This is a genomic window from Streptomyces montanus, assembly GCF_005786655.1.
GTDB classification, from domain to species: Bacteria; Actinomycetota; Actinomycetes; order Streptomycetales; family Streptomycetaceae; genus Streptomyces; species Streptomyces sporangiiformans.
The window spans coordinates 208,357-234,536 of sequence record NZ_VBZC01000001.1 but is presented as its reverse complement, the minus strand read 5'-3'; the positions used below and the strand labels follow the sequence as shown (position 1 = coordinate 234,536).

The following is a 26,180-nucleotide window of genomic DNA, read 5'->3' as shown; positions in this document are numbered from 1 at the left end:
ACATGTTCACCGATCACGATCTCGTCGACCTCACCCTCACCCTCGACGAACGACTGCCCACCACCTGGCCGCCCCACGTTCCCTTTCTCCGGCACATCTGGAACTGGTTCGAGGACGTGGACGAGGGTCACCACGTGCTGCGCAGCCACTGCGGCTCGTACTTCACCGAGGTTCTGCTGCTGGACGAGCACATCGGAACCCACTTCGACGCCCCGGCCCACTTCCTGCAGAAGCACGCTCACACAGGAGCGGACCCGATCACCGGTGACATGGTTGATGTGAGGGTCTTCTCCGGCGCCGCCGCAGTCATCGACGTCACGGCCGTCGAAGATCGCGGCGCCGCACCCGGCACCAGCCCCTTCATCACCAAAAATGACGTGGAGGCCTGGGAAAAGCAGCACCGAACGCTGCGAGCCGGCGACATCGCCCTGTTCCGCACCGGCTGGGACCGCCACTACACCAGCCGCAACGGCGGGCGCGGATACGCCTACGACGTCGCCGTGCTGAAACAAGCCCCCGGATGGCCGGCTCCGGACGTCGACTGCATGCGCCACCTGCTCGACCGCGAGGTGCGCTGCATCGGTACGGACGCCCCCAGCATGGGAGCCGCGCACGACGGAGGCCCGGTCCACGTCGAGGGCCTCGGCGGTGGCGCCGTGTTCATCGAGGGGCTCGCCAATCTCGGCCAACTCCCCGCCACCGGCGCCTACTTCCAGTTCCTCCCCTTGAAAATCTCCCGGTCGTCCGGCGGCCCGGGCAGGGCGATCGGCTGGCTGCCTGCAGCCCGGTAGCGGACCATGTCAACCCGGCCGGAGCGAGCGAAGGAAGAGTGCGCCGAGCCCACCTTGCGCACGGCCGGGACATCGACGACGTCGCGGCGCCCGTCCGCAGGCAAGTCCACGCGCCGGAGCCGCCGCCGACCGACGGGGCGTGCTGGGCCGACGGCTGACCCCGGACGCACAGCCGCACTGCCACGTCCTGTCGTCGTCGAAGGTCAGGCGGTTTCGCGGGTGCCTTCGTGTTCGATGCCCAGCTGCTCGATGGCTGAGGCCATGTGTGCGTGCAGGATCTCTTGGGCTGCCGCTGCCTCTCCGCTTGCGATCGCGTCGGCGATGGGCGCGTGGGAGGTCGCGGACATGGCTACGTCACGGCGTTCGCCGGCAGCGCTCATGATCACCACGCGCATCGGTCCCTCGAGCTGCCGCCAGGTCTTGAGGAGTATCGAATTGCCGGAGAGCTCGCACAGCAGGAGGTGGAAGCCGAGATCAGCCTCGACCTTCGCCGCCAGGTCGGCGTCCGATTCGAAGGCGTCGTGGAGCTTTTCCAAGGCCTGGCGCAGGGCTTCAGCCGCTTCCTGCCTGCGCGGTGACGCGATGATCTGCGCCACTGCGAGCCCCTCCAGTGCTTCCCGGACCTGGAAGAGTTCCCGCACCTCGGTCGGGGTCAGGTGGGATACGCGCAGCATGCCGCGGGCTCCCGCGGTGACGAGCCCCTCCTGCTGGAGATGGCGCAGGGCTTCCCGTACCGTGCCGCGGCTCACCGACAGGTGCTCGGCGATTTCGACTTCTCCGAGGTGGTCGCCGGGGCGGTACTGGCCGGTGGTGATGGCCGTCCGCAGGGCCACGAGCGCGCGCTCCCGGAGGGTCTTCGAGCGGGTGAGACTGGAAAGCGCCTGACCGGACAAGGTCGAACCCTCCTTCGACTCCACGAGCGATCATATTAGCCCGAACAGCGGTCGTCTGTTGACAGTCGGCATTTTCTGCGCCGATCCCTGTCGTGCGGGTTGACACGTCTTACCGCCGGGCTCAGCATCGACTCTCGACTGTTAACAGTCGACAGCCAAGAGGCAGCCCCGACGGCTGGCCCGCCTACGATCAAGGAGGATCGGCATGGCTGAGTTCAAGGCGCCGGAGCAGGCGGCGCACGGGTCGCCGGAGCGTCTGAGAGTCGCCGTCGGGTGCGGCGTCGGCGCGACCATCGAGACGTACGACTTCATCGGCTTCGGCACGGCCGCGGCCCTCTACTTCGGTGACGTGTTCTTCCCCGACTCCGATCCGCTGTCGGCGACCCTGCTGTCCTTCGCGACGCTCGGGATCGGCTTCGCGGCGCGGCCGCTGGGCGGCATCGTCGCCGGTCATCTCGGAGACCGCGTCGGCCGGAAACCTGTACTGGTCGGGTCCCTGCTGCTGATGGGCGTCGCGACCGTGCTGATCGGCTGTCTGCCCACCTATCAGATGGTCGGGATCTGGGCGCCGATCCTGCTGGTGGTCGTCCGCGTGATCCAGGGGCTGGCCTTCGGTGCCGAGTGGGGCGGCGCCATCCTGATGACCTTCGAGCACGCCCCGTGGCGACGGCGCGGCCTGTACACGGGCATCACGCAGGCCGGCTTCCCGGTCGGTCTGCTGCTCGCCAACCTCGCCTTCCTGGTCAGCGGGCACACCCTGGACGACACCTGGGCCTGGCGTGTTCCGTTCCTGCTCAGTGCCGTGCTGATCGCCGTGGGCATCTTCATCCGGCTCAAGATCGACGAATCGCCGCAGTTCGAGGCGCTCAAGGAGTCCGGCGAGGTGGTCAAGAACCCGCTGCTCGCGGTGATCCGGGACGACTGGCGCAACGTCCTGCGGGCCTTCTGCCTGCGGATCACGGAGACCGCGGGGTACGCCGTCTCGGTGACCTTCGTCCTGTCCTACCTGGACGACGGCGACGCCCCCGACGTCTCCGGCACCACCAGCCTCACCGCCCTGGTGACCGCCGCGGCCCTCGGCATCGCCGCCACCACGCTCTGGGGACGCCTGTCGGACCAGGTCGGTCGCCGCCCGGTGTACCTGCTGGGCTGCGCGGTGAGCCTCGCATGGGGCATCCCGCTCTTCCTGCTCGTCAACACCGAAGCCGCGGCACTCATCCTGATCGCCTTCGTGATCAGCTATGCCGTTTGCCAGAACTCGCTGGCCGGTGTCCAGGGAGCCTGGTTCTGCGAGCTGTTCGCCACCAAGACCCGCACCGCCGGAACGTCCCTGGCCTACCAACTCTCCGCGGTGGTCTCCGGATTCACTCCCATGATCGCCACCGCGCTCTACTCCGCCACCGGCTGGACCGGGCCCGCGGTTCTCTTCACCTGCTACGGGCTGTTGGGCCTCGTGGCAACGCTGTTGACGCGCGAGACGTGGGGCCCGGACGAGCGCCGGGAAGCGGACCGAGCCGTGACCGCATCCGCCGAACCCGCCCTGCCCACCGCGCACTGATCAAGAGATGAGGATCAACGTGATGCCCACTCATGCGCCCGAAACAGTGGTGTCGTCCACCCAGCGCGTCAGCGCCCTGAAGGACTCCGCCTACCGCATCCGTATGCACGCGCTGGACATGGGGGAGACCCAGGGCCAGGGCTACATCGGACAGGCGCTGGGCGTGGCCGACATCCTGGCCGTCGTCTACAGGGACGTCCTCAACCACCGTGCCAATGAGCCGGACTGGCCGCAGCGCGACAGGTTCCTGCTGTCGATCGGCCACTACGCCATCGCCCTGTACGCGGCGCTCGCCGAGGCCGGCGTGCTGGACCTCGCCGAACTCGCCACCTACGGAAGTGACGACTCGCGTCTGCCCATGTCGGGCATGGCCTCCTACACACCCGGCATGGAGATCTCCGGCGGCTCCCTGGGACACGGCCTGGGCGTCGCGGCCGGGATGGCGCTCGGTCTGCGCCACCAGGGCAGCGACGCGCACGTGTACAACCTGCTCTCGGACGGTGAACTGGACGAGGGCTCCACCTGGGAGGCGGCGCTCGCTTGCGCTCACCACGGTCTGGACAACGTCACAGCCATCGTCGACGTCAACGCCCTGCAGGCGGACGGCCCGACCAAGGGCGTGCTGCGCACCGAGCCGGTCACGGCCAAGTGGGAGGCGTTCGGCTGGAACGCGATCCGCGTGGACGGCAACGACATCGACGCGCTCCTCGGGGCATTCGACAGGCTGCGAGAACACCGGGGATCACCGGCCGTGATCATCTGCGACACCCGGATCGGGTGCGGTGTGCCGATGCTGGAGACCCGGGAGAAGGCCCACTTCATGCGCGTCGAAGAGCACGAATGGCAGCTCGCCCGCCAGCAGCTGACGGAGCGTCATCAGGTGCGGTCCGGATCCTCGCGCGCATTCACCCAGGGAGAGTGACCCGTTCGATGAACACCTCTGCGCCGACCCAGGCCCCGAAGCGCAAGCTCACCACCTCCGCGATGATCGCCTCGATCGCCGAAGAGGGCCAGCGCACCACCAAGGCCCCCTTCGGACACGCACTGGCCCGGCTCGCCGACGAACGCCCCGACGTGGTCGGACTCTCCGCGGACCTGGCCAAGTACACCGACATGCACGTCTTCCGCGAGGCCCACCCCGACCGCTTCTTCCAGATGGGCATGGCGGAACAGGTGATGCTGGGCGCGGCCGCGGGACTGGCCGAGGTGGGCCTGACCCCGTTCGCCTCCACCTACTCCGTCTTCGCCACCCGCCGCGCCTACGACTTCCTCTGCCTCGACATCGCCGAGCCGCAGCTGGGCGTCAACGTCGTCGGCGCGCTGCCCGGTCTGACCACCGGCTACGGCCCCAGCCACCAGGCGACCGAGGACCTTGCCATCCTGCGCGGCATGCCCGGCCTGACGATCGTGGACCCCGCAGACTCGGTCGACATCGAACAGGCCGTCCCGGCACTGGCCGCCCACCCCGGCCCCACCTACATGCGGCTGCTGCGCGGAACCGTCCCCACCGTCCTGGACGAGTACGACTACCGGTTCGAACTCGGAAAGGCCGCGGAACTGCGCGGCGGACGCGACGTCCTGTTCATCTCCACCGGCCTGATGACGGTACGAGCCCTGACCGCGGCCAAGGAACTCGAAGACGACCACGTGGACGTCGCCGTTCTCCATGTGCCGACGATCAAGCCGTTCGACCGCGAGACGGTGCTGAGGGAGACCGCCAAGGGCCGCCTCGTGGTGACGCTCGAGAACCACAGCGTCGTCGGAGGTCTCGCCGAGTCCGTGGCGTCCTGCCTGGCCTTCGCCCAGCAGGCGGTACGCATCGTCCCGATCGGGTTGCCGGACGAGTTCCTCGCCGCGGGGGCGCTGCCGACGCTCCACGATCGTTACGGCCTCTCCGTCGCGGCGATCAAGGAGCGCGTACGCCGCGAACTCTGAGCCCCGCGCAGGACACCCAGGCTCACCCCCCTTTCCCACTCCTCAGGAGAACCGCATGGTCACCGAACAACACACCCCCCGCACGGCCGTCGTCACCGGCGCGGGCTCGCTGCGAGGCATCGGACGCGCCACCACACACGCCCTGGCAGCCGCCGGCTACCACATAGCCGTCCTCGACGTGGACAAGGAGGCTGCCGAGGATGCCGCCCGGGAGGTCGCCGCCCGGCACGGAGTGGAAGCCCTGGGCCTCGCGGCGGACGTCTCCGACGCCGACGCGGTCGACGTCGCGATCGGGGAGGTCGAAGCGGGACTCCCGCCGATCGGCGCCCTCGTGAACAACGCGGGGATCACGTCCCCGACTCGCTTCCTCGACGTCTCGCCCACGGAGTGGGACCGGATCTTCGAGGTCAACGTCCGGGGGAGCTTCCTGGTCACCCACCGCGTGGCTGCCGGGATGGCCGAGCGGAGGTTCGGCCGCATCGTCTTCCTGTCGTCCGTCTCCGCCGAGCGTGGCGGCGGGGTGTTCGGGGGAGTGGCCTACTCGGCGGCCAAGGCCGCCCTCCTGGGCTTCGCCCGGTCACTCGCCCGCGAACTCGGCCCGTCCGGAGTCACGGTCAACTCCGTTGCGCCGGGACTGATCGACACCGACATCACGCAGGGGAAACTGGACGAGGAGCGCAAGGCGGCCATGATCGCGGAGGTTCCGGTACGCCGCATCGGCGGTGTCGAGGACGTGGCCGACGTCATCGCCTTCCTGGCCCGTCCCGAGTCGGGCTACCTGACCGGTGCGACGTATGACGTCAACGGCGGATCCCACATCCACTGAGGAAACCTCGGGCGCCCCTGCTGACGGCACCCTCGATCTGCACGAACCTGTTAGGAGGGTGCTGGCCGCCCGCCTCGTTGTGCGGTGCGTCCCAGCGTCGAGCGACCGGGACTCCCAAGGCCGACGAAGTCGCCGCAGCAGCCCCACCCCACTACGAGTTGGCGATAGCCGAGGCAACGCGTGACCGGCCCGCGGAGACCAGTCGGCCATGCGTGCACTCTCGGGCCGAGACCTCCCGGGGGCCGTGCACATGGCCGGCAGTAGGAGTCGCCGTTCTGGGCCTCACGCTGTGGGGCAGGACCGGTTTCCGCGGTGCGCTGGAGGCGTTCGACGAGACCGTCACCGCGGACGTACATAACCCTGCCGACGGCTGACCGTTCCGACAGCAGTCTCCGAACTTCAAACGCTCGCCGGCTTCGACGTCGATGCCATCAATCAGCAGTGGCCGCTCGCTTCCGGGACTGAACCATCTACACCAGCGACACCAGCCATGGGCGAACCAAGCGCCTGGGCCCTCATTTCGGGTACGCCACCATCTCGATCAGAACCAAGATCCGGGTCATGCGCGGAAGAGGGCTCCCAGGCTGCTCCCACTCATGCGTGAGGGGCGCCCCGAAGAGCGCCCCTCACCTGCGGAAACTTCCGACATCACCGTCGGGACGACAGGATTTGAACCTGCGACCCCTTGACCCCCAGTCAAGTGCGCTACCAAGCTGCGCCACGTCCCGATGTGTCCCACCACGGAGTTCCGTAGGAGAACACGCAGGTAGACCCTACCGTACAGCCGCCGGCGGTCGGGGAGCGTGAAGGGTGCCTCAGGAAGAGCCCTGCCCGGCGAGCTCGACGTGGACGTCGACGACGCCTTCGACGGCACGCGTGAGCCTGGCGAGGGTCGGCACGAGCGAGCGGTCGCGGAGGTCGCCGCTCAGGGTGACCACACCGTCGTCCACGGAGGCACGCAACCTCGCCGGGGTCAGCTGGGCCAGAACGGTGTTCCGTACCTCCTGCGCTATGTCCTCGTCCGTCCGCAGGAACACCTTCAGCAGGTCGCTGCGGCTGACGATGCCCTGCAGGATCCCGTGCACGTCCGTCACGGGCAGCCGTTTGACGCCTCGCTGTGCCATGATCCGGGCGGCCTGGGCAACCGTGGCGTCCGCGCGCACCGTGATGGCCGGACTGGTCATCAGCTCACCGGCGGTGACGGCACCGGCCTTGGCCAGGTCGGCCAGCCGTCGTGTCCGGGCGACGAACGGGTCCCCCGTGGACGACGGCCGCGCCTGGAGGAGGACGGGGTCGGTGTCCCGGAACTCCTCCTTGGCCAGCAGGTCCGCCTCCGACACCACGCCGACCACCCGCCCCTCGCCCTCCAGCACGGGCAGGGCGCTGACCCGCCACTGATCGATCAGCCCGACGATCTCCTTGAAGGACGCGTCACGGCCGACAGAGACGACCGTCTGCGTCATGACGTCACTCACCGTGCTCGGGGATTCACTGACTTCAGGCATAACGGGCCTCCTCAGGCCATGGTGCCGCCGGTGCTCGCGCCCGTGCCAGTGCTGGCGCCGCCGCCGGTGTCGCGGTTCAGGATCGGGGGTCAGGATCGGGGCCCGTCGGTAGATCGGCGGCCGTCCGGCCCTGGCACGGACCGAGCCATGGGGCCGAAGGTCCCTTTTCCCTGGGTCGTTGGGGCCGCTTCCGTCGGTAGACGGTGTTACCGGAGGAAACATCGGTCTCCGACTTGCTATACAGGTGACGGCCGCCGGCTCGGTCCGCGGCCACTCCCCCTGTTCCATCCCGTCCTGGGAGGCCTCATGCTGTCCGCAGAATCCGCCGAAGTGATCCGGGCGACCCTGCCCGCCGTGGGCGGGGCGCTCGACGAGATCACCACGCGTTTCTACGGAGCGATGTTCCGTGACCGGCCCGAGCTGCTCGACGGGATGTTCAACCGTGGCAACCAGGCCAGCGGAGCCCAGCGCCGCGCCCTGGCCGGCTCCATCGCCGGGTTCGCGAGCGCGCTGCTCGCCGACCCCGACACCCGACCGGACGCGATGCTGGCCCGGATCGCCCACAAGCACACCGCGGTCGGTGTCACCGACGACCAGTACACGATCGTGCACAAGTACCTGTTCGCCGCCATCGCCGAGGTACTGGGCGACGCGGTCACCCCGGAGGTGGCCGCCGCCTGGGACGAGGTGTACTGGCTGATGGCCGGCGCCCTCATCGCCCAGGAGGCCCGTCTGTACCAGGAAGCGGGTGTGCTGCCGGGCAGGACCTGGCGGCAGTGGACGGTCGTCGAGCGCCACGAGGAGACGGCGGACGTGGTGTCCTTCCTGCTGCGCCCGGCGGACGGCGAACCCGCACCCGCCGCCCGTGCCGGTCAGTACGTGAGCGTGCGGCTGCGCATGCCCGACGGGGTGCAGCAGTTGCGCCAGTACAGCCTGTCGTCCGACCCGGGCGGCGAGCTGCGCCGCATCACCGTCAAGCGGGTGGCCGGCGAGTCCGGCGCACCGGACGGCGAGGTGTCCAACCTGCTGCACCGGCAGATACGCGCCGGGGACGAACTCACCCTTTCCGCGCCCTTCGGCGACGTGGCGCTCGACGACGCCGACACCCCGCTGATCCTGGTCTCCGCCGGCATCGGCTGCACCCCCATGGCCGGCATGCTCGGCCATCTCGCCGCCACCGGCTCCACCCGCCCGGTCGTGGTCCTGCACGCCGACAGCTCCCCCGCCGAGCACGCTCTGCGCACCGAGGTGCGCGCACTCGTGGACGGCCTGCCCGAGGCGACGGCGGCCTTCTGGTACGAGCACCCCGGCCCGGAGGAGCCCGACGCGCGCACCGGACTGATGGACCTGGCCGGAGTCGACATCCCGAGGACCGCCACCGTGTACCTCTGCGGCCCGCTGCCGTTCATGCGCGCCGTTCGCGGCCAGTTGCTGCGGGCCCAAGTTCCCGCCCGGAGCATCCGCTACGAGGTCTTCGGCCCCGACCTGTGGCTGCCCGACGCGGCCTGACCGGCTTCCCCGGGCACCATGACGGACAAAAGACGGACAAAAGGCTGCTCTGTCGGTCGTACCGCCCGTTACTCAGTGGTGTTCATGGGTACTGCTGCACATCCCGGAAGCGAAGAAACAGTCGATGCCTCCAGGGAGTGCAGCCGCCATGACGTCCGCCGAAAGGCGCAGCGCAATGAACGACTGGATCTGGCCTTACGAGGGCTACGACCCCGCGCAGGAGCGGCTCAGGGAGTCACTGTGCACCTTGGGCAACGGCTACTTCGCCACGCGCGGGGCGGCCCCCGAGTGCGCCGCGGACGACGTGCACTATCCCGGAACGTACGTGGCCGGCTGCTACAACCGCCTCACCTCGGACGTCTCCGGCCGGCAGGTCGACAACGAGGACCTGGTCAACGTCCCGAACTGGCTGCCGCTGCGCTACCGCACCACGGACGACGGGCGCGCGGGAGAGTGGCTGACGCCGGACAGCGACGCGTGCGTCGCGCACCGGCAGTCCCTCGACCTGAGGTCCGGTGTCCTGGAACGGGAGACGCGGTACGAGGAGAGGGACGGCCGGGTCCTCGGCGTGCGGCAATCGCGGCTCGTGCACATGGCCGACCCTCATCTGGCCGCGCTGCGTACCGCGTTCACCGTGGAGGGTCGGCCGTGCGAGCTGGAGGTGGAGACCGCGTTGGACGGGGCCGTCACCAACGACGGCGTCGCGCGCTATCGCGAGCTGGCGAGCGACCACCTCGTGCGGGTACGTACCGGGGAAGCGGGGCCGGACACCGTGTGGCTGCGCTGCCGCACGTCCGACTCCCATGTCGGCATCGGCATGGCGGCCCGCACCAGCACCGATGCCGGGGCGGTGCGGCTCCCGCGCCGGCACGAGCCCGATCGTGAGACGGGGAAGACCGTCCAGCGCTTCCGGTTCTCCCTGGACCCCGGCCGTCCCGCCGTCGTGGACAAGATCATCGCCGTGCACACCTCACGTGACCGGGCGATCAGCGAGCCGCTGCGGGCCTCTGTGGAGCGGGTGGAGCATGCGGGCACCTGGGACGAGCTGTTCGCCTCGCACCGCGTCGCCTGGGAGCAGCTGTGGCGCAGGGCCGAGTTGACGGTGCCGAACGAGGCCGGACGGATTCTGCGGCTGCATCTGTTCCATGTGCTGCAGACCCTCTCTCCGCAGACCGCCGACCTGGACGTCGGTGTGCCCGCCCGTGGCCTGCACGGCGAGGCGTACCGCGGCCATGTCTTCTGGGACGAGCTGTTCGTGCTGCCGTACCTGAACCTGCACTTTCCCGAGGTGTCGAGGGCCCTGCTCACCTACCGCCATCGCCGTCTGGACCAGGCCCGCCGTGCCGCGCGCCGGGTGGGCCGGGCCGGGGCGATGTATCCGTGGCAGAGCGGCAGCGACGGCCGCGAGGAGACCCAGCAGATGCATCTCAACCCGCACTCGGGTCGCTGGCTGGCCGACCACTCCTCGCTCCAGCACCACGTCAACTCGGCGATCGCGTACAACGTGTGGCAGTACTGCGAGGCGAGCGGCGATGCCGAGTTCCTGCACACCAAGGGCGCCGAGATGCTGCTGCAGATCTCCCGTTTCTGGGCCGACGCCGCGACGTACGACGACCGTCTGGGCCGCTACCGCATCCGTGGTGTCATGGGCCCCGACGAGTACCACGACGCCTACCCGGACGCGGATCGTCCCGGCCTGGACGACAACGCCTACACCAACGTCACCGCCGCGTGGGTGCTGTCCCGCACCGTCGACGTGATCCGCGCGCTGCCCGAACCGCGCCTGCGCGAACTGGCCGAACGCACCGGCCTGGACCACGGCGAACTGGCCCGGTGGGACGACATCTCGCGCCGGCTCCACGTGCCGTTCCACGCCGGGGTGATCAGCCAGTTCGACGGCTACGGGCAGCTGACCGAGCTGGACTGGGACGACTACCGGGCCCGCTACGACGACATCCGCAGGCTCGACCGGATCCTCGAGGCCGAGGGCGACACCGTCAACCGCTACCAGGCCTCCAAGCAGGCCGATGTCCTCATGCTCGGCTACCTCTTCTCCCCCGCCGAACTACGTGGCCTCTTCGGGAGGCTGGGCCACCAGCTGGACGAGGAGACCTGGCGGCGCACGGTCGACTACTACCTGGACCGCACCAGCCACGGCTCCACGCTCAGCGGCCTGGTGCACGCCTGGGTGCTGGCCCGCGCCCGGCGCACCGAAGCCTGGACGTTCGCTCAGGAAGCCCTCAAGGGGGACATCGCCGATCTCCAGGGAGGCACCACGGGCGAGGGCATCCACCTGGGCGCCATGGCGGGCACGCTCGACCTCGTGCAGCGCGGTCTCACCGGCCTGGAAACCCGCTCCGGCGCTCTCTGGCTCGACCCCGTCCCGCTTCCCGAGCTCTCCCAGTCCAGCTTCGCCATCCGCTATCAGGGGCACTGGGGCATCCGGCTGACGATGCGGTCCGGCACGCTGCACATCGACGTGCCCGCCTCCGACCGCGACCCCATCGACATCCAGCTCCCGGACCGTACGGTCTCCGTGGCCCCCGGCGAGTCGTGCGACCTGCGCCTGCCTCGGTGAGCCGGCCCCCGGCCTGCGCGCCGGAGATGCCCACGCCGTTGCCGGAGACCCTCAGCCGCACCTCGTGCCCGTCGGTCTCCAGCACCACCCGCGCCTGATCGGCGCGGGCGTACGGGATCACCAGGGCGGGCCCTCCCGGCGGCCGGCCGACGGCGGCCCGTTCGGCTTCAGCCGGTCCTGGGCCTGGGTCGCGATCACGGCGGCCTGGACGCGCCGCTCGACTCCGAGCTTGGCCAGCAGCCGGGAGATGTGGTTCTTGACGGTCTTCTCGGCGAGGTAGAGCCGCTGACCGATCTGCCGGTTCGTCAGCCCCTCACCGATCAGCGCGAGGATCTCCCGTTCCCGGTCGGTCAGGCCCGGCAGCACGTCCGGCTCCTCCTCCTGCTCCTGCCCCCCGCGCAACCGGGCCATCAGCTTGGCGGTCGCACTGGCGTCGAGCAGCGACTGGCCCGCCGCCACGGTGCGTACCGCCGACACCAGGTCCGAGCCCTGGATCTGCTTCAGCACATAACCGGACGCGCCGGCCATGATCGAGTCGAGCAGCGCCTCCTCGTCGTCGAAGGAAGTCAGCATCAGACAGGCCAGGTCGGGCACCCGCGAGCGCAGCTCCCGGCAGACCGTCACTCCGTCGCCGTCCGGCAGCCGTACGTCCAGCACGGCCACATGCGGACGCAGCGCGGGGACACGCGCGAGGGCCTGCTCGGCGGTGGCCGCCTCGCCGACCACGGTGATGTCCGGCTCGTCGTTCAGCAGGTCGTGCACCCCTCGCCGTACCACCTCGTGGTCGTCCAGCAGGAAGACCCGGATCGGGGTACCGGGCCCGGGCTGCTCGCCGTCCGTCATTGACCGCTCCCGTCCTCTCCTACGTCCGCGGCGCCGCTGTCCGCCCTGTCAGCGGGCCCTGCTCTCCTTCCAGGGATCTTTCTCGCTTCCGGTCCGAAAGGCCAGGGCCGATCGGCCCTGTTCAGCCGGCCCACGTCCAGTCGGCGACCTCGGGCAGATCCGTGCCGTGCTCGCGGATCCAGTCGTGGTGGCGCAGTCGCGCGTCCTCCATCGACTGACGGACGGGCGCGGCACGCACGGCCAGGCCGGGCACGCGGTCGATGACGTCCATGACGAGGCGGTAGCGGTCCAGGTCGTTGCGGACCACCATGTCGAAGGGCGTCGTGGTGGTGCCGATCTCCTTGTAGCCCCGCACATGCAGCTGCGGGTGGCCGGCGCGCCGGTAGGCGAGGCGGTGGATCAGCCACGGGTAGCCGTGGTAGGCGAAGATCACCGGCTTGTCCGTGGTGAACAGGCCGTCGTACTCGAAGTCACTCATCCCGTGCGGGTGTTCCTCATGGGGCAGCAGCCGCGCGAGGTCGACGACATTGACCACGCGCACGGTCAGGTCGGGAAGGTGGCGGCGCAGCAACTGTGCGGCGGCCAGCACCTCCTGGGTGGGGACGTCGCCCGCCGCGGCGAGCACCACGTCGGGTTCGCGAGTGCCGCCCTCGGTGCCGGCCCAGTCCCAGATCCCGGCGCCGCGCGCGCAGTGGGCCCGCGCCTGCTCCATGCTCAGCCAGTCGAAGCAGGGCTGCTTGCCGGCCACGATGACGTTGACGTAGTCACGGCTGCGCAGCGCGTGGTCGGCCACCGACAGCAACGTGTTGGCGTCCGGCGGCAGATAGACGCGTACGACCTCGGGGCTCTTGTTGAGGACGTGGTCGACGAAGCCGGGGTCCTGGTGGGAGAAGCCGTTGTGGTCCTGTCGCCAGACGTGCGAGGTCAGCAGGTAGTTGAGGGACGCGATGGGGGCACGCCAGGGCAGCCGACGCGTCACGCGCAGCCACTTGATGTGCTGGTTGACCATCGAGTCGACGATGTGGGCGAACGCCTCGTAGCAGGAGAACAGGCCGCTGCGACCAGTCAGGAGATAGCCCTCCAGCCAGCCCTGGCAGGTGTGTTCGGAGAGGATCTCCATCACCCGGCCGTGCCGGTCCAGGTGCTCGTCGACCGTGAGGGTCCCGGCCTGCCAGGCCTTGCCGCTGGCGGAGTAGACGGCCTGGAGCCGGTTGGACTCGGTCTCGTCCGGGCCGACGACGCGGAAGTCGCGGCGCCCGGCGGTGTCGTGCATGACGTGCTCCAGCAGGCTGCCGAGGACCCGGGTGGGTTCGTGCGTCGTCACACCCGGCTTGTCCACGGGGACGGCGTATCGCTCCAGCGGCGGCAGGGGGAGTTCGCGCAGCAGCAGACCGCCGTTGGCGTGCGGGGTCGCGCCGAGCCTGCGCGCGCCTTCCGGTACGCAGTCCAGGACCAGGGGACGCGGGCTGCCGTGCTCGTCGAAGAGCTCCCGCGGACGGTACGAGCGCAGCCAGTCCTCCAACTGCCGCAGGTGCTGGGGGTTGTCCCGCACGGCGGACAGCGGCACCTGGTGGGACCGCCAGGTGCCCTCCACGGGCAGGCCGTCGACCTCGGCCGGGCCGGTCCAGCCCTTGGGCGTGCGCAGCACGATCAGGGGCCAGCGGGCGCGCTCCGCGACGCCCTCCTCCCGTGCGGTGCTCTGGATGAGGGCGATGTGGTCCAGCGCTGTGTCCATGGCGTGGGCCATCGCGCGGTGGACGGCCTCGGGGTCGTCGCCGGCGACATGGATCGGCACGTGGCCGTAGCCCCGCAGCAGCTCGTCGAGTTCGGGCTCGGGCAGCCGGGCCAGCACCGTCGGGTTGGCGATCTTGTAGCCGTTGAGGTGCAGGATCGGCAGGACGGCGCCGTCATGCACCGGGTCGAGGAACTTGTTGGAGTGCCAGGATGCGGCGAGCGGTCCCGTCTCCGCCTCGCCGTCGCCGATCACGCAGGCGACCAGCAGGTCCGGGTTGTCCAGGGCGGCACCGTAGGCGTGGGAGAGGGAGTACCCGAGCTCGCCGCCCTCGTGGATGGAGCCGGGGGTCTCGGGTGCGACGTGGCTGGGGACTCCGCCGGGGAAGGAGAACTGCTTGAAGAGCCGCTCCATGCCTGCCGCGTCCCGGGTGACGTCCGGGTACGTCTGCGTATACGTGCCCTCCAGCCAGGAGTTGGCGAGTACGGCGGGCCCGCCGTGCCCCGGCCCCCAGACGCACAGGGCGTCCTGGCCGCGTGCCTTGATGACACGGTTGAGGTGCGTGTGCACCAGGTTCAGTCCCGGGGACGTGCCCCAGTGGCCTAGCAGCCGCGGTTTGACGTGCTCCGGACGCAGCGGCTCGGCGAGCAGGGGGTTCGCCATCAGGTAGATCTGGCCGACGGCCAGGTAGTTCGCGGCACGCCAGTGGGCGTCCAGCGCCCGCACCTCCTCGTCCGTGATCTCGAGGGGCGCCTGCTGTGTGTCGGCGGACATGATGAGGTCCCTTCCGGGCCGGGGTCGTGTGTCGGTCCGTTTCCGTATCTCTCCCACCCTCCGCTCGCCCGACCGGTGCCCGACAGGGCCGATCGGGCCATGCGGGAGGGCTGTCCGGGTACCCGTGGGGCGCGGTCCAGTACCCGCGTACGGCACCAAGGGGCCGATCGGCCGCGGCAGAGGGCCGAACGGCCCTGGGCAGCCGTCCTCCTGATGGCGGAGGCTGGGGGACGACGAGCGGGAACGAGCGCTGCAGCCGCCGAGAGGTCCATTCCGGTGCGGCGTGGCTGAGCAGGGCAGCCCGGCGCCGCGGGGCCCGCGCACACCGTACGAGTACGTACGTGAGTGCGCGGGCCCTTCCGCTGCCTCCCGCTCCGCGGCGGGCCTGCCACGGACTCCGCTGCCGCGGCCTGCCACATACTCCTCGGCGGGCTTACCGTGGGCTGCCGCTGCCGTAGGGGGCGTACAGGTCCAGCAGCCGAGTGCGGGCGGCCTGGAGCCGATGCGCGAGGACCATGCCGACCCACTGCCCGATGGCCGCGCCCAGCGCCGGATCGGCCGCGCACATCTTGCGGACGTCCCGCGCGTCGAACTCGTAGGCGCGCACGGGCGTCATGGCCTCCGCGCCCAACTGCCAGGTGTACGGGGCGAACAGCCATGACCAGCCGAGGAGTTCGCCGTGCCCGAGCGAGTCGATGGCCGGGGAGCGGCGTCCCGGCACATGCATGTCCAGGGACACGGTGCCGGTGCGGATGATCCAGAAGCGGTCGGCGCGCTGCCCTTCCTGGAAGATGCGTGCTCCCTCGGGGAACGACACCTCACGACCGACGCTCATCAGTGCGTCGCGCTGCTCGGTGGACAGAGCCCTCATCGTGGTGCTGGTGGCGGTCATGGCGACGACCTGCCTCTCTTGCGTCGCGAGCGAACAGGCGGGGACGTGGCCGTGGCCCACCCGGCGGCCCACCCAGCGGCCCGCCACGGCGGAACCTGTCCGGCGAAGCGGTCCGGAGGACCGGTCCGGCGGACCGCTGGGGGCCCGCCCCTCTCCTATGAGCCTGTCGCACGCCGGGGCGAAGCGCCCTGGGCCGAACGTCCCCGAGTGGGGCCGGACCGGCCCTGCTCCGCACCGGCCCTGCCCCTGACCTGCCCTGCTCCGCGCGGCGGAACGTGCCATGGTGGGACGAGGGCTCCCTCCCGTTCGCGTGCGAGAGGCGGTGCGGATCATGGAGCTTCCCCTGGTGGTGGGGGCAGACGGCTCTGAGTCCAGCCTTCAGGCGGTCGACTGGGCCGTGGACGAGGCGGCCCGGCACGGGCTTCCCCTGCGGCTGGTCCATGCCTCGCTGTGGGAGCGGTACGAAGGTGCCGGCCTCGCCGATGAACCCGTCGGCCCCCCGGAGCGGGGGCAGGCCGAGGAGATCGTCCACGGGGCGGCGGAACGCGCCCGGCTGCGCGACCCGCATGTCAAGTGCTCCACCGATGTGTGGCCCACTGACGCCGAGACCGTGCTGCTGCGCGAGTCACGCAACGCGACCGCCCTGGTCGTCGGCCATCGCGGCCGGAGCCAGGTGGCGGAGATGCTGCTCGGCTCGGTCGGTCTCGCCATGGCGACCCGTGCCGACTGCCCGGTGATCGTGGTGCGCGGCACCGCCGAAAGCCGCGCGGGCGAACACGGTCGCATCGTGCTCGGGGTGGGCGACGCCACCAGCGAAGAGAGACGGGGCTCCCCCGGGCCGGAGGCCGAGGGAGGGACGGCAGCCGTCCGTTTCGCCTTCCGGGAGGCCGGGGCGCGCCGGAGCGTCCTGGTGGCGGTGCGTGCCTGGCGGCGCCCGGCGCACAGGACGATGGATCATCCGCTTCTGACCGGCGAGCCCGCCCACCGGCACGAGGACCATGCCGCCGAGCTGCTCGACGAGGCACTACGCGGCCTCGAGCGTGAGCACCCCGGCATCGAGGTACACCGCACGCTCGTCGAGGGCCCGGCGCGCAAGGTCCTCCTGGACCGCGCGGCCGACGCCGACCTGCTGGTGGTCGGGACCCGACGGCAACCCGGCCGCTTCGGTGTCCAGCTGGGCCGGGTGCCCCACACCCTGCTGCACCATGCCGACTGCCCGGTGGCGGTCGTACCGGAGTGGGGCTGAGTTGCCCCCGAGAACGGAAACCAGCGAACCCGCGCGAGCACGCAGGACCCCGAGCTGCCTCGTGCCACAGCGATGGAGGTGCATTCATGCAGCCGCCGGTCGTCGCCGGAGTCGACGGATCCCCCGAAAGCCTGGCCGCCGCCGAGTGGGCGGCGCGCGAAGCGGTGCGCCGCGGACTTCCGCTGCGTCTGGTGCACGCGACGAACTGGAACCCGGCCCCAGTACCCTCCGCCGCGGCGAGCACGGTGCGCCGCAGCCCTGAGGGCCGAGGCATCCTCCGCGAGGCCGAGGACCGCATCGCCCGTACGTGCCCCGGGGCGCGCCTCACGGACGAGCAGCTTGAGGGGCCCGCCACCGCGGCCCTCCTGCGGGCCGCGGAGCACAGCGCACTCATGGTGCTCGGCTCCCGCGGGCTGAGCGGCTTCACCGGGTTTCTCGTCGGCTCGGTGGCACTGGGGGTCGTGGCGCGCGCGGCCCGGCCGGTGGTTCTCGTGCGGGCGGGCGAGGAGGCGGCGGACGAACATGCGGCGGACGTGGACGGCCAGGCGTCGGTCGGTACGCCGTACCGTGATGTCGTCCTCGGCATCGACCTCAGCGACGCGAGCGACGAGGTGATCGGGTTCGCCTTCGACGCCGCCCGGCAGCGGAAGGCGGGGCTGCACGTCGTACACGTCTGGAGCGCCCCGTCCCCGCTCACGCTCGGCCCCGGCGAGATCGGCCTCGTGGAGGGCCCGGGGCGCGTGGCGGAGTGGCGCGGCTTCCTGTCAGCGGTGCTGGAGACCTGGCGGGGGAAATTCCCCGACGTCGAGGTCACCGAGACCCTCGTCGAGGGCAGGGCCGGCACCCACCTGGTGCGCGCGTCCACCGGCGCCGGTCTCCTCGTGCTCGGCCGTCGCGCCCATGAGAGCCCGCTCGGGCCACGTACGGGCCCCGTCGCCCACACGGTGATCCGCCACGCGAGCTGCCCCGTGGCGATCGTGCCGCACGGCTGAGGTCCACCGGCACGGACGTGTCTCGGATTCGGTGGGATCACGAGCCGTGAGCCCACTGCCACCACGCGGTGTCCGGGGCGGTGTGCAGGGTGAAGCGCTCGTCGCCGATGACGCAGTCGCGGATGCGGTCGGGGGCTCCGATGAGATGGAAGCGCGCGTCAGCGATCCGAGGGAACAGCGCGCAGAGTTCGCCGGCTAACGCCCCGTCGGCACAGCGGAGTTCCCGCAGGTCGAGGAAGAACTTGCGGTAGCCGTCCTCGGCATGGTCGTGCAGCCACTGCCGCAGTTGCCGTTGCGTGGTGACGCCCAGCGTGCCGCCGGCCGCCATCCACAGTCGGGAGGGCGCCTCAGCGAGCAGGCGCATCCTTATGGTCGGGATTTCCAATGGTGTTGTGCTCCATGGGCGCTTCCCAAGTGGTGAGCGCCGTATGCCCGGTTATCGGCCGCCGCTCTTCGTACCCCTCCCTCCGCCGCCCCAGTAGTGCGCGCTCCGCGACTGCGCGAAGCCTCCCCCGGCTCCACACACGTGTGACGGCGGGCTCACAGGTTCGTACCGGCTCTCGAGGCTCGATCCGTTTTTGTGTCGTCGCAGGCCCTCCTCGCTGCTAGCCTCCGTTGTGGGAACCGGTTGCCATGAGTGTTGCCGCAGTTCCCAAGGGACTGAGTGATCCCCGGGAAGGCCGAGAACGGCTCCTCCGGGGCGGAGGAAAGGGGGGCGGCGATGACGAGGAAGAGCAACGGCGACGTCGGGGGCCGCAGCACGATCCGGGACGTGGCGGCCCGGGCGGGGGTGTCCGCCTCGACGGTGTCGCGCGTGCTCGGCGGCGAGTACCCGGTGAGCACGGCGACGCGTACGCGCGTGATGCGCGCGGTCCGCGAGCTGGACTATGTCGCCGACGCCCGTGCCAAGGCGATCGCGGGCGTGGGGACACCGACCCTCGCCTTCGTCCTGGACGACATCACCGGCCCGTCGTTCGCGCACATGGCGCACGGCGTGGAGCGCGAGGCGACCCGGCTCGGCCATCTGTGCCTGGTGTGCAGCACGGACGGTGACGCGGACCACGAGCTGGAGTTCATCGAGACGATGCGCGCCCAGCGTGCCGCCGCGGTGATCCTGGTCGGCGGCGCCGCGGACACCGCCGAGTACCGCGCGCGCATGTCCCGTATCGCCGACTCCCTGGCGTCGGCCGGCTCACGGCTCGTGCTGTGCGGGCGGCCGCCACTGGACCCCGGCACGCCCGTGACGGTCATCGAGTACGACAACGAAAGCGGGGCGTACGCGCTGTGCGCCCACCTCCTCGCGCAGGGACACCGGCGCGTCCTCTTCCTCGGGGGCAAGCCGGAGAACACCACGGCCCAGGGCCGCGAACGGGGCTACCTGGCCGCCCACCGCGCACACGGCGTCGACCCGGACCCGAAGCTGCGCCTGTCCGCCGACTTCACCCGCGACGCGGGCCACCGTCTGATGCGCCAGGCCCTCTCCCAGGGCCTGGAGTTCACAGCGGTGATGGCCTCCACGGACATGGTCGCGGCGGGCGCGCTGACCGCGCTCCACGAGGCGGGCCTGAGCGTGCCGGACGACGTGTCCCTGGCCGGCTACGACGACATTCCCTTCGCCCGCGATCTGCATCCGGCCCTGACGACGGTTCATGTGCCGTACGAGGAACTCGGCCGCCTCGCCGTCCGTACGGCCCTGAGCAGAACCCCGGACACCCCCGACGAACACCTGTTGCTGGGCACGCACGTGGTGGTGCGGGGCTCGGTGGCGGCGGTGGGCGAGGCGGCGGGCCGATGACGTGCTCGGCGGGGTCGCCGTCGTCACGGCCGACCGGCGCCACCGAAGCGACGGAAGCGCCGTACGGCTGACAGCGGTGCCGTGCGACGCGTGGACGAGCCGGGACGAAGGGGCGGCGCGGGTCTGGATTCCGCGGACGTGACCGGCTTCGCGGACTCGGCGTCCCACAGGGCGAGTTCGCGGTCGCGCGGGCCGCGCTCCACCGGCGGCCCGTCCGCGCCGAAGACGCGCACCGGGTGCGAGGCGTCCCATGCGGGCCAGCCCGGGTCGCCATGGACGGCGAACCGCACCCATGCCGCGTGCATCGCGTCGGCCAGTTCCCGTGGGGCGCCCTCACCCGCGAGCCTGGCCGATTCCGGGAGGTCGCCGGTGTCGAAGACGAAGCCGAGTTCCAGGGCGTGGCAGGCGCCGAGGTCGGGCACGTTCGAGGGCCAGGCGAACTCGTACAGGTGGGACGAGGCGGCACGGGCGTCGGCCAGCCGGTGCAGCGGGATGCGCAGCAGGTGGTCGGTGACCATCTGGCCGACGATCTCCGCGGTGGTGGCGTCCGGGCTCAGGGCGCGGTAGCCGCGCGGGATCTCGGGGCCGCAGTGGCAGCGGGCCATGGCGCCGGCCACGGCGACGGGGCCGAGCCGGTTGATCCGCTCAAGGAGGCCGCCCGGCACGAGCCACAACCGGTACTCCTCGCTGGTCCAGCCCAGGAGCAGGTCGATGTCGGGCGCGGCGCCGCCCTGGGTCAGGGCCTCCAGGGGGTCGCGCGGGACCAGGTCGCCGTCGACGACGATGCCGAAGGCGGGCCCGCCGAGGACCGGACTGCTGAGCTTGCCCACCTCGGCCTGCGTGCGCAGCAGCAGTTCGCGGTCGACGGCGGCGAACGCCTCCGCCGTCGCGGGGATCTTCAGACGGTTCGCCATGCGGCGCACCATCCGCCGTACCTTGTCGCGGTCGGCGGCCTCGGGCGGCCCGCTCTGCAGCACGGCCCGGTGGATCAGGCCGGCGGCCTGCGGGGCGGCCAGCAGCGCGCCGATGCTGATCGCCCCGGCCGACTGGCCGAAGACGGTCACCCCGTCGGGGTCGCCGCCGAAGGCCGTGATCGAGTCCCGCACCCACTTCAGCGCGGCGAGCTGGTCACGCAGCCCCGGGTTGGCGGGTGTGTCCGGGAAGAGGCCGTAACCCTCCACGCCCAGGCGGTAGTTGACCGAGACCATGACGACGCCGTCGCGTGCGAAGGCTCGTCCGTCGTAGACGGGAACGGCCGACGATCCACGGGTGAGCGCGCCCCCGTGGATCCACACCATGACCGGAAGCCGGGCCCCTGGGCCCGGCTCCGGCGTCCACACATTGAGGTTGAGGCAGTCGTCGCCCGGCACGACCGGATCGGACAGGATCCGGGCGAACGCCTCCGAGTACGGCGGCTTCGGCGAGGTCGGCCCGAACGCGGCCGCGTCGCGCACACCCTCCCAGGGCTCGGGCGGGACGGGCGGCCGGAACCGGCGGGGGCCGAAGGGCGGGGCGGCGTACGGGATGCCGCGGAAGACGGCGATCCCGTCCTCGTACCGGCCGCGTACGGCGCCGTAGGGAGTGCCGACCACCGGTCCCGCCTGGTCCGCCATGCGGCATCAGCTCCTCACTGCCCCGCGAACCGTTCGCATCAGGTCATCGCATCGCCTCCAGATTAGGTGTCGGATGCCGCTACTTCGCGTACATCAGCGTGCCGAAGCCGAGCTGGTCGTAGCCGCCGCTGGTCGAGCCGTAGTCACCGCCGCCTCCTTCGGGGGCGACCGAGAAGCACATCTGGGCGATGTACTTGTCGTCCAGGAGCAGCCGCCGACCGTAGTGGTAGTGCAGCATCGCCCAGACCGGGCGGACCTGGCCGCGGGAGCCGGAGCCGATCACCGTCTGCGACTGCTGGGAGCAGTTCTGGCCGCTGCCCCAGGTGTAGGTCGTGTACGGCACGTTCATGCCGAGGTTGTACTTGGCGACGTACTGGGCCGCCTTCATGAAGCGACGGCCGTCGTAGGAGTACAGATCGTCGCCCTGGTTCCAGGCCATCTCGCAGACCGCGCCCATCTGGCCCATGCCCATGACGGTGTGGCCCTGGTCGCGGCCGGACTCCTGCCACTGGCCGAGGTCGTAGCCCTCGACGTTCGGGTACAGGAACGGGACCGCATGTCCGATCGAGCCGTTGCCCCCTCCGCTCTTGAAGTAGTTCACGGCCTGGTCGTACTTGGCGCCGTCGTCGCACAGGATCCCGATGGCCATGATCGAGGCCATGTTGCACAGGTCCCAGTTGGCCCAGTAGTTGGTGATGCAGGCGTCGTTGTGGTTGTTGAGGAACTGGTTGTTGAGCGGGTAGAAGACGTTGAGCATCATCGTCTTGAACCGGTTGAGGTCGAAGCCCGCGTACCCGCGCATGAGTTCGGCGGCCTGCGCGAACTCCCAGCCGTAGATGCCGGCGGCGAGGAACCGGTCGGCGTTTCCGGTGATGCTGGTCAGCGTGGACGACCAGGCGTTGAGGATGCGCACGGCGCAGTCGCCGTGCGCGGCGGTGCCGGCCACGTTCCAGCGCAGTGCGTTCTGGTAGGCGGCGGCGATGTCGTTGTAGAGGAGCCCGTAGTTCTCCCCCGTGCCGCCTCGGATGATGGTGGCCTGGGGGCGGGCCGTCCAGGTGGACTGGGAGTGGGAGTTGGCGGTCAGCCGGTTCCAGCCGGACAGCCAGGGGTCGTCGCCCGCGGCGACCCTGACCTTGGCGCGGTTGATGTCACCCCAGTTGTGCAGCATCCCGGGGTGCGTGAAGGTGGCGGGCGCCGCCGCCGCGGTGGTCGCGGCGGCGGCCGAGCCGCCTACGGCGAGGGCGGCGGTGAGGCCTCCCGCGGTCCGCAGGAGGCCGCGCCGGCTCACTTCTGGTTGATCACTGCTGGTGTGGGGGTTTGTGCGGCTCATTGCAGTGCATCTCCGTTCTAGGTGGGGGTGATGCTCACCTGCTCGAAATGCGTGGTGCTGCGGACCAGGGGGCTGCGCGAGCAGACCACGAGGCCCACGTAGTAGGGGGCGTCGCCGAAGCCGGGGATCTCTCCCGCGGCGAGGGGGGTCCAGCTGACGCCGTCATCGGTGGAGACGGACGCGGTGAAGGCGGTCCCGGCGCGCTTCAGCCGCAGCAGACAGGGGGCGGTGACCGTGCCACTGCCCGTGAAGGCCGACCGTCCGGCCACGGTCGTACGGAGCATCAGCTGAGCGCTGCTCCCGCCCGTGACGATCGCTCCGGCCGCCTGGTCGAACGGGGACAGTGACTTGGCCATGAGCAGCCCGACCCGGTCGCCGCTCGCCCCGTCCCGGGAGACGAGCCGGGCGGTGACCTCGCAGTCACCGGTGACCGGGCGTCGTACGAACTGTCCCGTCATCCCTTGGTTGTTGACGGTCAGGTCGCTCCCGGCACCCCGCACGACGAAAGTCCCGTCCTCGTACGCGGTGCTGCCGGGGGTGGCGACGGCGACCACGCCGAGGGTCCCGAAGTCGCGGTCGTCGAGGACCGCGTCGCCGAGGTCGCCGTACGTCCAGGGATCGGGCGGCGGCGTGCCGACCGTGAGCTTCAGCGTGCCGGTCCCGTCACCGGCGGCATTGCCGGCGGTGGTGTTGACGGTGAACTCGCCGGTCTCGGTGGGCGTTCCGCAGACGACACCCGTGCGCTTGTCGAGGCGCAGGCCGTCGGGCAGGCCGTCCGCGGTGAACCGCACGGGCTCGTGCGAGGCCCGCAGCAGGTGCCGGAACGCGACGCCCTTGTTCGCGAACGCGGTGGTGTCGGAGGTGAGTTGCGGTACCGACGGGGTCGGCATCGTCCCCGCGGTGGGCTCCGAGAGCGGACCTCGTCCACCGCCGTTGGACTTCGCGACGACGTAGTGGTACGTCGTGCCGGGCGTTCCCGTCGCGTCCGCGTACCGGATGCGGGCACCGAAGCCGACGGGGCCGATGCCCGTCGCGACCGTCACGTACGGGCCGCCCGGGTCGGTGGACCGCAGCACCTTGTACCGGGCCGAGAGATCCGGGTCGGTCCAGGCCAGCTCCACGGCGTCGGCGCCGGCGGACGCCCGCAGATCGGTGGCGGTGCGGGTGGGGCGGGGCGTGGTCCAGACGTCACCGCCGGCCGACGACACCACGGATACGTTGTCGAAGGCGCCGGTGCCGGTCTCGGCGTACTCCTCGTCGACGCCCAGGCAGGAGGTGAGCGCGAGCCCGGCGTACGCGGTGCGCCCCAGATCGACCTCGGTGGAGCCGACCTCGGTCCAGCGGATGCCGTCCGGGGAGATGGCTCCGGTGCAGCGCCGTCCCTTACGGGTGACGCGCACCCAGTACGGCATGCGCAGCCGGTAGCCGTCGCCCGCGCCCTCGACGTACGGGGCCTCAAGCGGTGTCGCCGACTCCGGCAGCGTGCCCAGGTCGGAGATCGGGAACGACGCCTTGCTGGTGATCGCCTGCTGTTGGGTGGGCGGCACAGGAGTACTGCCGGTGGCGGAGACGGACGCCCCGGTCGTCGGGCGTACGGTCCACACTCCGCTCCAGGTGTGCAGCGGCAGCCCCTGGATCAGCATCGACGCGTGCGCGGCGTCCGCGTCGAGAGAGTCGCGGAGGGTGACGCCGATCTTGGAGTACTGCGAGCTGAGCGGGAACACGATGCGCGCGGTGACGGTGCCGTCACCGGCCAGCGGCAGCTGGGCGAGGCGATAGGTGTCGGCGGTGCCGCTCGCCTCCAGCACGAAACGCTCACCGTCGAAGACGGCGGAGCCAGGGATCTTCACATCGCCGACGTCCCGCGTCGACCAGGGCTCCGGGAGGCCGGCGGTGGCGGCCACCGGGCCTGAAGTGCCGCTGTTTCCTTGGGCGTTGGCGGCGGTGACCGTGTAGTAGTAGGTTCGGCCCGCGTTCACGTCGCTGTCCGTGCACGTCGGCCTGCCGACTCCGGAGGCGATCTCCTCGTACGGGCCCTCGGGCCTGGTGGCCCGCCGGACGGTGTACTCGCTCGCCCACGCGGACGGCAGCCAGGCGACCGTGACGGCCTTGTCCTCGCCCACCGCCGTGACACCCGCCGGAACCGTGGGCACGGTCGGCGAGGGGGCCACGGCACCGGCGTAGGCGAAGGTGCCGAAGCTGGGCAGGTCGTCATTGCTGCCCTCGACGACACGGGTGCCACCGGTGCCGCGGAAGACGGCCGCCTTGGTGTAGGGGGCGTCGAGGCCGCGTACGCCGGCGTAGTGGGCGTACGCCATCTCGTAGATCGGCGGCAGGTTCCCGCGGCCGTTGGCGCCGAGGGACTTCTTGATGTACTTGCCGGTGCGGTCGAGGTCGGTGGTGAAGGGGACGTCGCCGCCGAGGTTGTAGCGGGCGAGGTACTCGAAGTTGGCAAGGATGCGCTGGTCGTCGTAGCCCCACAGGTCGACGCCCTGGTTCCAGGCGACCTGGGCGGCGTCCGCGAGGAGACCGGCCGCGAGCTGTTCGTGACCCTGGTCGCGGCCGCTCTCCTGGCCTTGGCCCGCGTCGGTGACGATGCGGCCCCGGACGCTGCCGTTGCCCGCGCCGGCGGCGGCGAAGCGGAGCGCGTCCTCGAACAGCGTGGGCTCCTCGCAGAACACGCCGATGGCCAGGATCGACTGAACGCTCGTCAGGTCCCAGTTGCCGTTGGCGTAGAGCATGTAGCAGGAGACGGCGGGATACCACACACGCAGGAAGGACTGCTCGCAGCGGGCGAGGTCCTCCTCGGCCCATCCGTCGTAGTCGCTGTGCCGCAGCAACTCGGCCGCGTTGACGAACTTGAAGGCCTGGAGCCCGGCGCCGAGCGGCCCGTCGGCCCCGGTGATCATCGTCAGGGACGCCGACCAGACGTTGAGGATGTCGCGGGCCTTGTCGGCATGGGCGCGGTTGCCCGTGACGCACCACATCAGCGCGTTCTGGTAGGCGGCTGCCGAGTCGGCGACGGCCTGGTTCTGGAAGTTGGTGGGGCCGCGGCCCCAGGAGGTGATCTGGCCGGTGTTCTGGATCGTGTACGTGGCCTTCGACCGGGCGTGGGCCGCGAACGTCAGGTATCCGTCGTAGACGGGCGATTCCTGCGCGGCGACCGCGGCTTTCATGCGCGCGAGGTCCGCGGCGGTGTGCAGCAGTCCGGGGTGGGTGAAGGCCCGAAGCCGGGTCTTGTCGTCCTGGGCCCACGCCGCCGTGGCGGCGGCGGACAGCAGTCCGCCGCCGGCCGCGGCCACGAGCCCCGCCGCGCCGAGGAAGGAACGTCGGCTGAGAGGAAGCACGGGTGACTCCTAGTGGTTCAG

19 protein-coding genes and 1 tRNA gene are annotated in these 26,180 nt (G+C 70.9%); 10 read left to right on the top strand and 10 right to left on the bottom strand.

Annotated elements, in window-relative coordinates; all coding sequences use genetic code 11:
- Positions 1 to 2: 2 nt before the first annotated feature.
- Positions 3 to 791, top strand: a complete 789-nt coding sequence (locus FE633_RS01070; RefSeq protein WP_138043074.1) for a cyclase family protein — start codon at positions 3 to 5, stop codon at positions 789 to 791.
- A 203-nt stretch (positions 792 to 994) separates the two neighbouring features.
- Here the strand turns inward: FE633_RS01070 and FE633_RS01065 are convergent, their stop codons facing one another.
- Complete coding sequence (locus FE633_RS01065; RefSeq protein ID WP_138043073.1) at positions 995 to 1,684, bottom strand: GntR family transcriptional regulator; 690 nt, start codon at positions 1,682 to 1,684, stop codon at positions 995 to 997.
- 205 nt (positions 1,685 to 1,889) lie between these two features.
- Here FE633_RS01065 and FE633_RS01060 point away from each other — a divergent pair, with 205 nt between their 5' ends.
- Genes FE633_RS01060 through FE633_RS01045 form a run of 4 tightly spaced genes read left to right on the top strand, consistent with a single transcriptional unit; the run spans position 1,890 to position 6,003 of the window.
- Positions 1,890 to 3,242 carry an MFS transporter gene (locus FE633_RS01060; protein ID WP_138043072.1) on the top strand — a complete coding sequence of 451 codons (1,353 nt, stop codon included), beginning with the start codon at positions 1,890 to 1,892 and terminating at the stop codon, positions 3,240 to 3,242.
- A 22-nt stretch (positions 3,243 to 3,264) separates the two neighbouring features.
- Positions 3,265 to 4,164 (top strand): transketolase, encoded by a 900-nt coding sequence (locus tag FE633_RS01055; RefSeq protein WP_171059751.1) that lies wholly within the window; start codon positions 3,265 to 3,267, stop codon positions 4,162 to 4,164.
- An 8-nt stretch (positions 4,165 to 4,172) separates the two neighbouring features.
- Positions 4,173 to 5,177, top strand: coding sequence for a transketolase family protein (locus tag FE633_RS01050; protein WP_138043071.1), 1,005 nt, complete (start codon positions 4,173 to 4,175; stop codon positions 5,175 to 5,177).
- Positions 5,178 to 5,232: 55 nt separating this feature from the next.
- Positions 5,233 to 6,003, top strand: a complete 771-nt coding sequence (locus FE633_RS01045; protein WP_138043070.1) for an SDR family NAD(P)-dependent oxidoreductase — start codon at positions 5,233 to 5,235, stop codon at positions 6,001 to 6,003.
- Between the two features lie 654 nt (positions 6,004 to 6,657).
- Here the strand turns inward: FE633_RS01045 and FE633_RS01035 are convergent.
- Together FE633_RS01035 and FE633_RS01030 are read right to left on the bottom strand one after the other, a co-directional pair.
- A tRNA-Pro gene (locus FE633_RS01035) sits at positions 6,658 to 6,731 on the bottom strand.
- Positions 6,732 to 6,818: 87 nt separating this feature from the next.
- Positions 6,819 to 7,508 (bottom strand): CBS domain-containing protein, encoded by a 690-nt coding sequence (locus tag FE633_RS01030; RefSeq protein ID WP_138043069.1) that lies wholly within the window; start codon positions 7,506 to 7,508, stop codon positions 6,819 to 6,821.
- Positions 7,509 to 7,814: 306 nt separating this feature from the next.
- On the opposite strand from FE633_RS01030, the gene FE633_RS01025 reads away from it, so the two are divergent.
- Both FE633_RS01025 and FE633_RS01020 read left to right on the top strand, forming a co-directional pair.
- Entirely contained in the window at positions 7,815 to 9,017 is a 1,203-nt protein-coding gene (locus tag FE633_RS01025) for a globin domain-containing protein (protein ID WP_138043068.1), read from the top strand.
- A 175-nt stretch (positions 9,018 to 9,192) separates the two neighbouring features.
- Entirely contained in the window at positions 9,193 to 11,595 is a 2,403-nt protein-coding gene (locus FE633_RS01020; protein ID WP_138043067.1) for a glycoside hydrolase family 65 protein, read from the top strand.
- A gap of 117 nt (positions 11,596 to 11,712) precedes the next feature.
- Here the strand turns inward: FE633_RS01020 and FE633_RS01015 are convergent, their stop codons facing one another.
- The 3 genes from FE633_RS01015 to FE633_RS01005 form a co-directional block, all read right to left on the bottom strand.
- Complete coding sequence (locus FE633_RS01015; RefSeq protein ID WP_138043066.1) at positions 11,713 to 12,438, bottom strand: response regulator; 726 nt, start codon at positions 12,436 to 12,438, stop codon at positions 11,713 to 11,715.
- A 121-nt stretch (positions 12,439 to 12,559) separates the two neighbouring features.
- Positions 12,560 to 14,944, bottom strand: coding sequence for a phosphoketolase family protein (locus FE633_RS01010; RefSeq protein ID WP_138043065.1), 2,385 nt, complete (start codon positions 14,942 to 14,944; stop codon positions 12,560 to 12,562).
- A 433-nt stretch (positions 14,945 to 15,377) separates the two neighbouring features.
- The gene (locus tag FE633_RS01005; protein WP_138043064.1) at positions 15,378 to 15,836 is read right to left on the bottom strand and encodes a Crp/Fnr family transcriptional regulator; all 459 of its coding nucleotides are present in this window, start codon (positions 15,834 to 15,836) and stop codon (positions 15,378 to 15,380) included.
- A 331-nt stretch (positions 15,837 to 16,167) separates the two neighbouring features.
- On the opposite strand from FE633_RS01005, the gene FE633_RS01000 reads away from it, so the two are divergent.
- A complete protein-coding gene (locus FE633_RS01000; RefSeq protein ID WP_138043063.1) occupies positions 16,168 to 17,082 on the top strand; it encodes a universal stress protein in 915 nt (304 codons plus the stop codon).
- Positions 17,083 to 17,168: 86 nt separating this feature from the next.
- A complete protein-coding gene (locus FE633_RS00995) occupies positions 17,169 to 18,074 on the top strand; it encodes a universal stress protein (RefSeq protein WP_138043062.1) in 906 nt (301 codons plus the stop codon).
- A gap of 37 nt (positions 18,075 to 18,111) precedes the next feature.
- On the opposite strand, the gene FE633_RS00990 is transcribed toward FE633_RS00995, so the two are convergent.
- Positions 18,112 to 18,438 carry an STAS domain-containing protein gene (locus FE633_RS00990; RefSeq protein WP_138043061.1) on the bottom strand — a complete coding sequence of 109 codons (327 nt, stop codon included), beginning with the start codon at positions 18,436 to 18,438 and terminating at the stop codon, positions 18,112 to 18,114.
- Between the two features lie 357 nt (positions 18,439 to 18,795).
- Here FE633_RS00990 and FE633_RS00985 point away from each other — a divergent pair, with 357 nt between their 5' ends.
- Positions 18,796 to 19,869: a LacI family DNA-binding transcriptional regulator gene (locus FE633_RS00985; protein WP_138043060.1), complete on the top strand. Its 1,074-nt coding sequence runs from the start codon at positions 18,796 to 18,798 to the stop codon at positions 19,867 to 19,869.
- Between the two features lie 23 nt (positions 19,870 to 19,892).
- Here FE633_RS00985 and FE633_RS00980 read toward each other — a convergent pair whose 3' ends face one another.
- The 3 genes from FE633_RS00980 to FE633_RS00970 all read right to left on the bottom strand — a co-directional run bounded on the left by FE633_RS00980 (position 19,893) and on the right by FE633_RS00970 (position 26,159).
- Positions 19,893 to 21,482, bottom strand: coding sequence for a carboxylesterase/lipase family protein (locus FE633_RS00980; protein WP_138043059.1), 1,590 nt, complete (start codon positions 21,480 to 21,482; stop codon positions 19,893 to 19,895).
- Positions 21,483 to 21,561: 79 nt separating this feature from the next.
- On the bottom strand, positions 21,562 to 22,812 hold the full coding sequence (locus tag FE633_RS00975; protein ID WP_138043058.1) for an alginate lyase family protein: 1,251 nt from the start codon (positions 22,810 to 22,812) through the stop codon (positions 21,562 to 21,564).
- Positions 22,813 to 22,829: 17 nt separating this feature from the next.
- On the bottom strand, positions 22,830 to 26,159 hold the full coding sequence (locus FE633_RS00970) for an alginate lyase family protein (RefSeq protein ID WP_138043057.1): 3,330 nt from the start codon (positions 26,157 to 26,159) through the stop codon (positions 22,830 to 22,832).
- Positions 26,160 to 26,180 lie beyond the last annotated feature (21 nt).

Coding starts and splice junctions, on each gene's coding strand:
- FE633_RS01000 (WP_138043063.1), top strand. CDS start 16,168: ATGGAGCTTCCCCTGGTGGTGGGGGCAGACGGCTCTGAGTCCAGCCTT.
- FE633_RS01010 (WP_138043065.1), bottom strand. CDS start 14,944: ATGTCCGCCGACACACAGCAGGCGCCCCTCGAGATCACGGACGAGGAG.
- FE633_RS00975 (WP_138043058.1), bottom strand. CDS start 22,812: ATGAGCCGCACAAACCCCCACACCAGCAGTGATCAACCAGAAGTGAGC.
- FE633_RS01030 (WP_138043069.1), bottom strand. CDS start 7,508: ATGCCTGAAGTCAGTGAATCCCCGAGCACGGTGAGTGACGTCATGACG.
- FE633_RS01005 (WP_138043064.1), bottom strand. CDS start 15,836: ATGACCGCCACCAGCACCACGATGAGGGCTCTGTCCACCGAGCAGCGC.
- FE633_RS00980 (WP_138043059.1), bottom strand. CDS start 21,482: ATGGCGGACCAGGCGGGACCGGTGGTCGGCACTCCCTACGGCGCCGTA.
- FE633_RS01060 (WP_138043072.1), top strand. CDS start 1,890: ATGGCTGAGTTCAAGGCGCCGGAGCAGGCGGCGCACGGGTCGCCGGAG.
- FE633_RS01055 (WP_171059751.1), top strand. CDS start 3,265: ATGCCCACTCATGCGCCCGAAACAGTGGTGTCGTCCACCCAGCGCGTC.
- FE633_RS01045 (WP_138043070.1), top strand. CDS start 5,233: ATGGTCACCGAACAACACACCCCCCGCACGGCCGTCGTCACCGGCGCG.
- FE633_RS01025 (WP_138043068.1), top strand. CDS start 7,815: ATGCTGTCCGCAGAATCCGCCGAAGTGATCCGGGCGACCCTGCCCGCC.
- FE633_RS00995 (WP_138043062.1), top strand. CDS start 17,169: ATGCAGCCGCCGGTCGTCGCCGGAGTCGACGGATCCCCCGAAAGCCTG.
- FE633_RS00985 (WP_138043060.1), top strand. CDS start 18,796: ATGACGAGGAAGAGCAACGGCGACGTCGGGGGCCGCAGCACGATCCGG.
- FE633_RS00990 (WP_138043061.1), bottom strand. CDS start 18,438: ATGCGCCTGCTCGCTGAGGCGCCCTCCCGACTGTGGATGGCGGCCGGC.
- FE633_RS01015 (WP_138043066.1), bottom strand. CDS start 12,438: ATGACGGACGGCGAGCAGCCCGGGCCCGGTACCCCGATCCGGGTCTTC.
- FE633_RS01050 (WP_138043071.1), top strand. CDS start 4,173: ATGAACACCTCTGCGCCGACCCAGGCCCCGAAGCGCAAGCTCACCACC.
- FE633_RS01070 (WP_138043074.1), top strand. CDS start 3: ATGTTCACCGATCACGATCTCGTCGACCTCACCCTCACCCTCGACGAA.
- FE633_RS01020 (WP_138043067.1), top strand. CDS start 9,193: ATGAACGACTGGATCTGGCCTTACGAGGGCTACGACCCCGCGCAGGAG.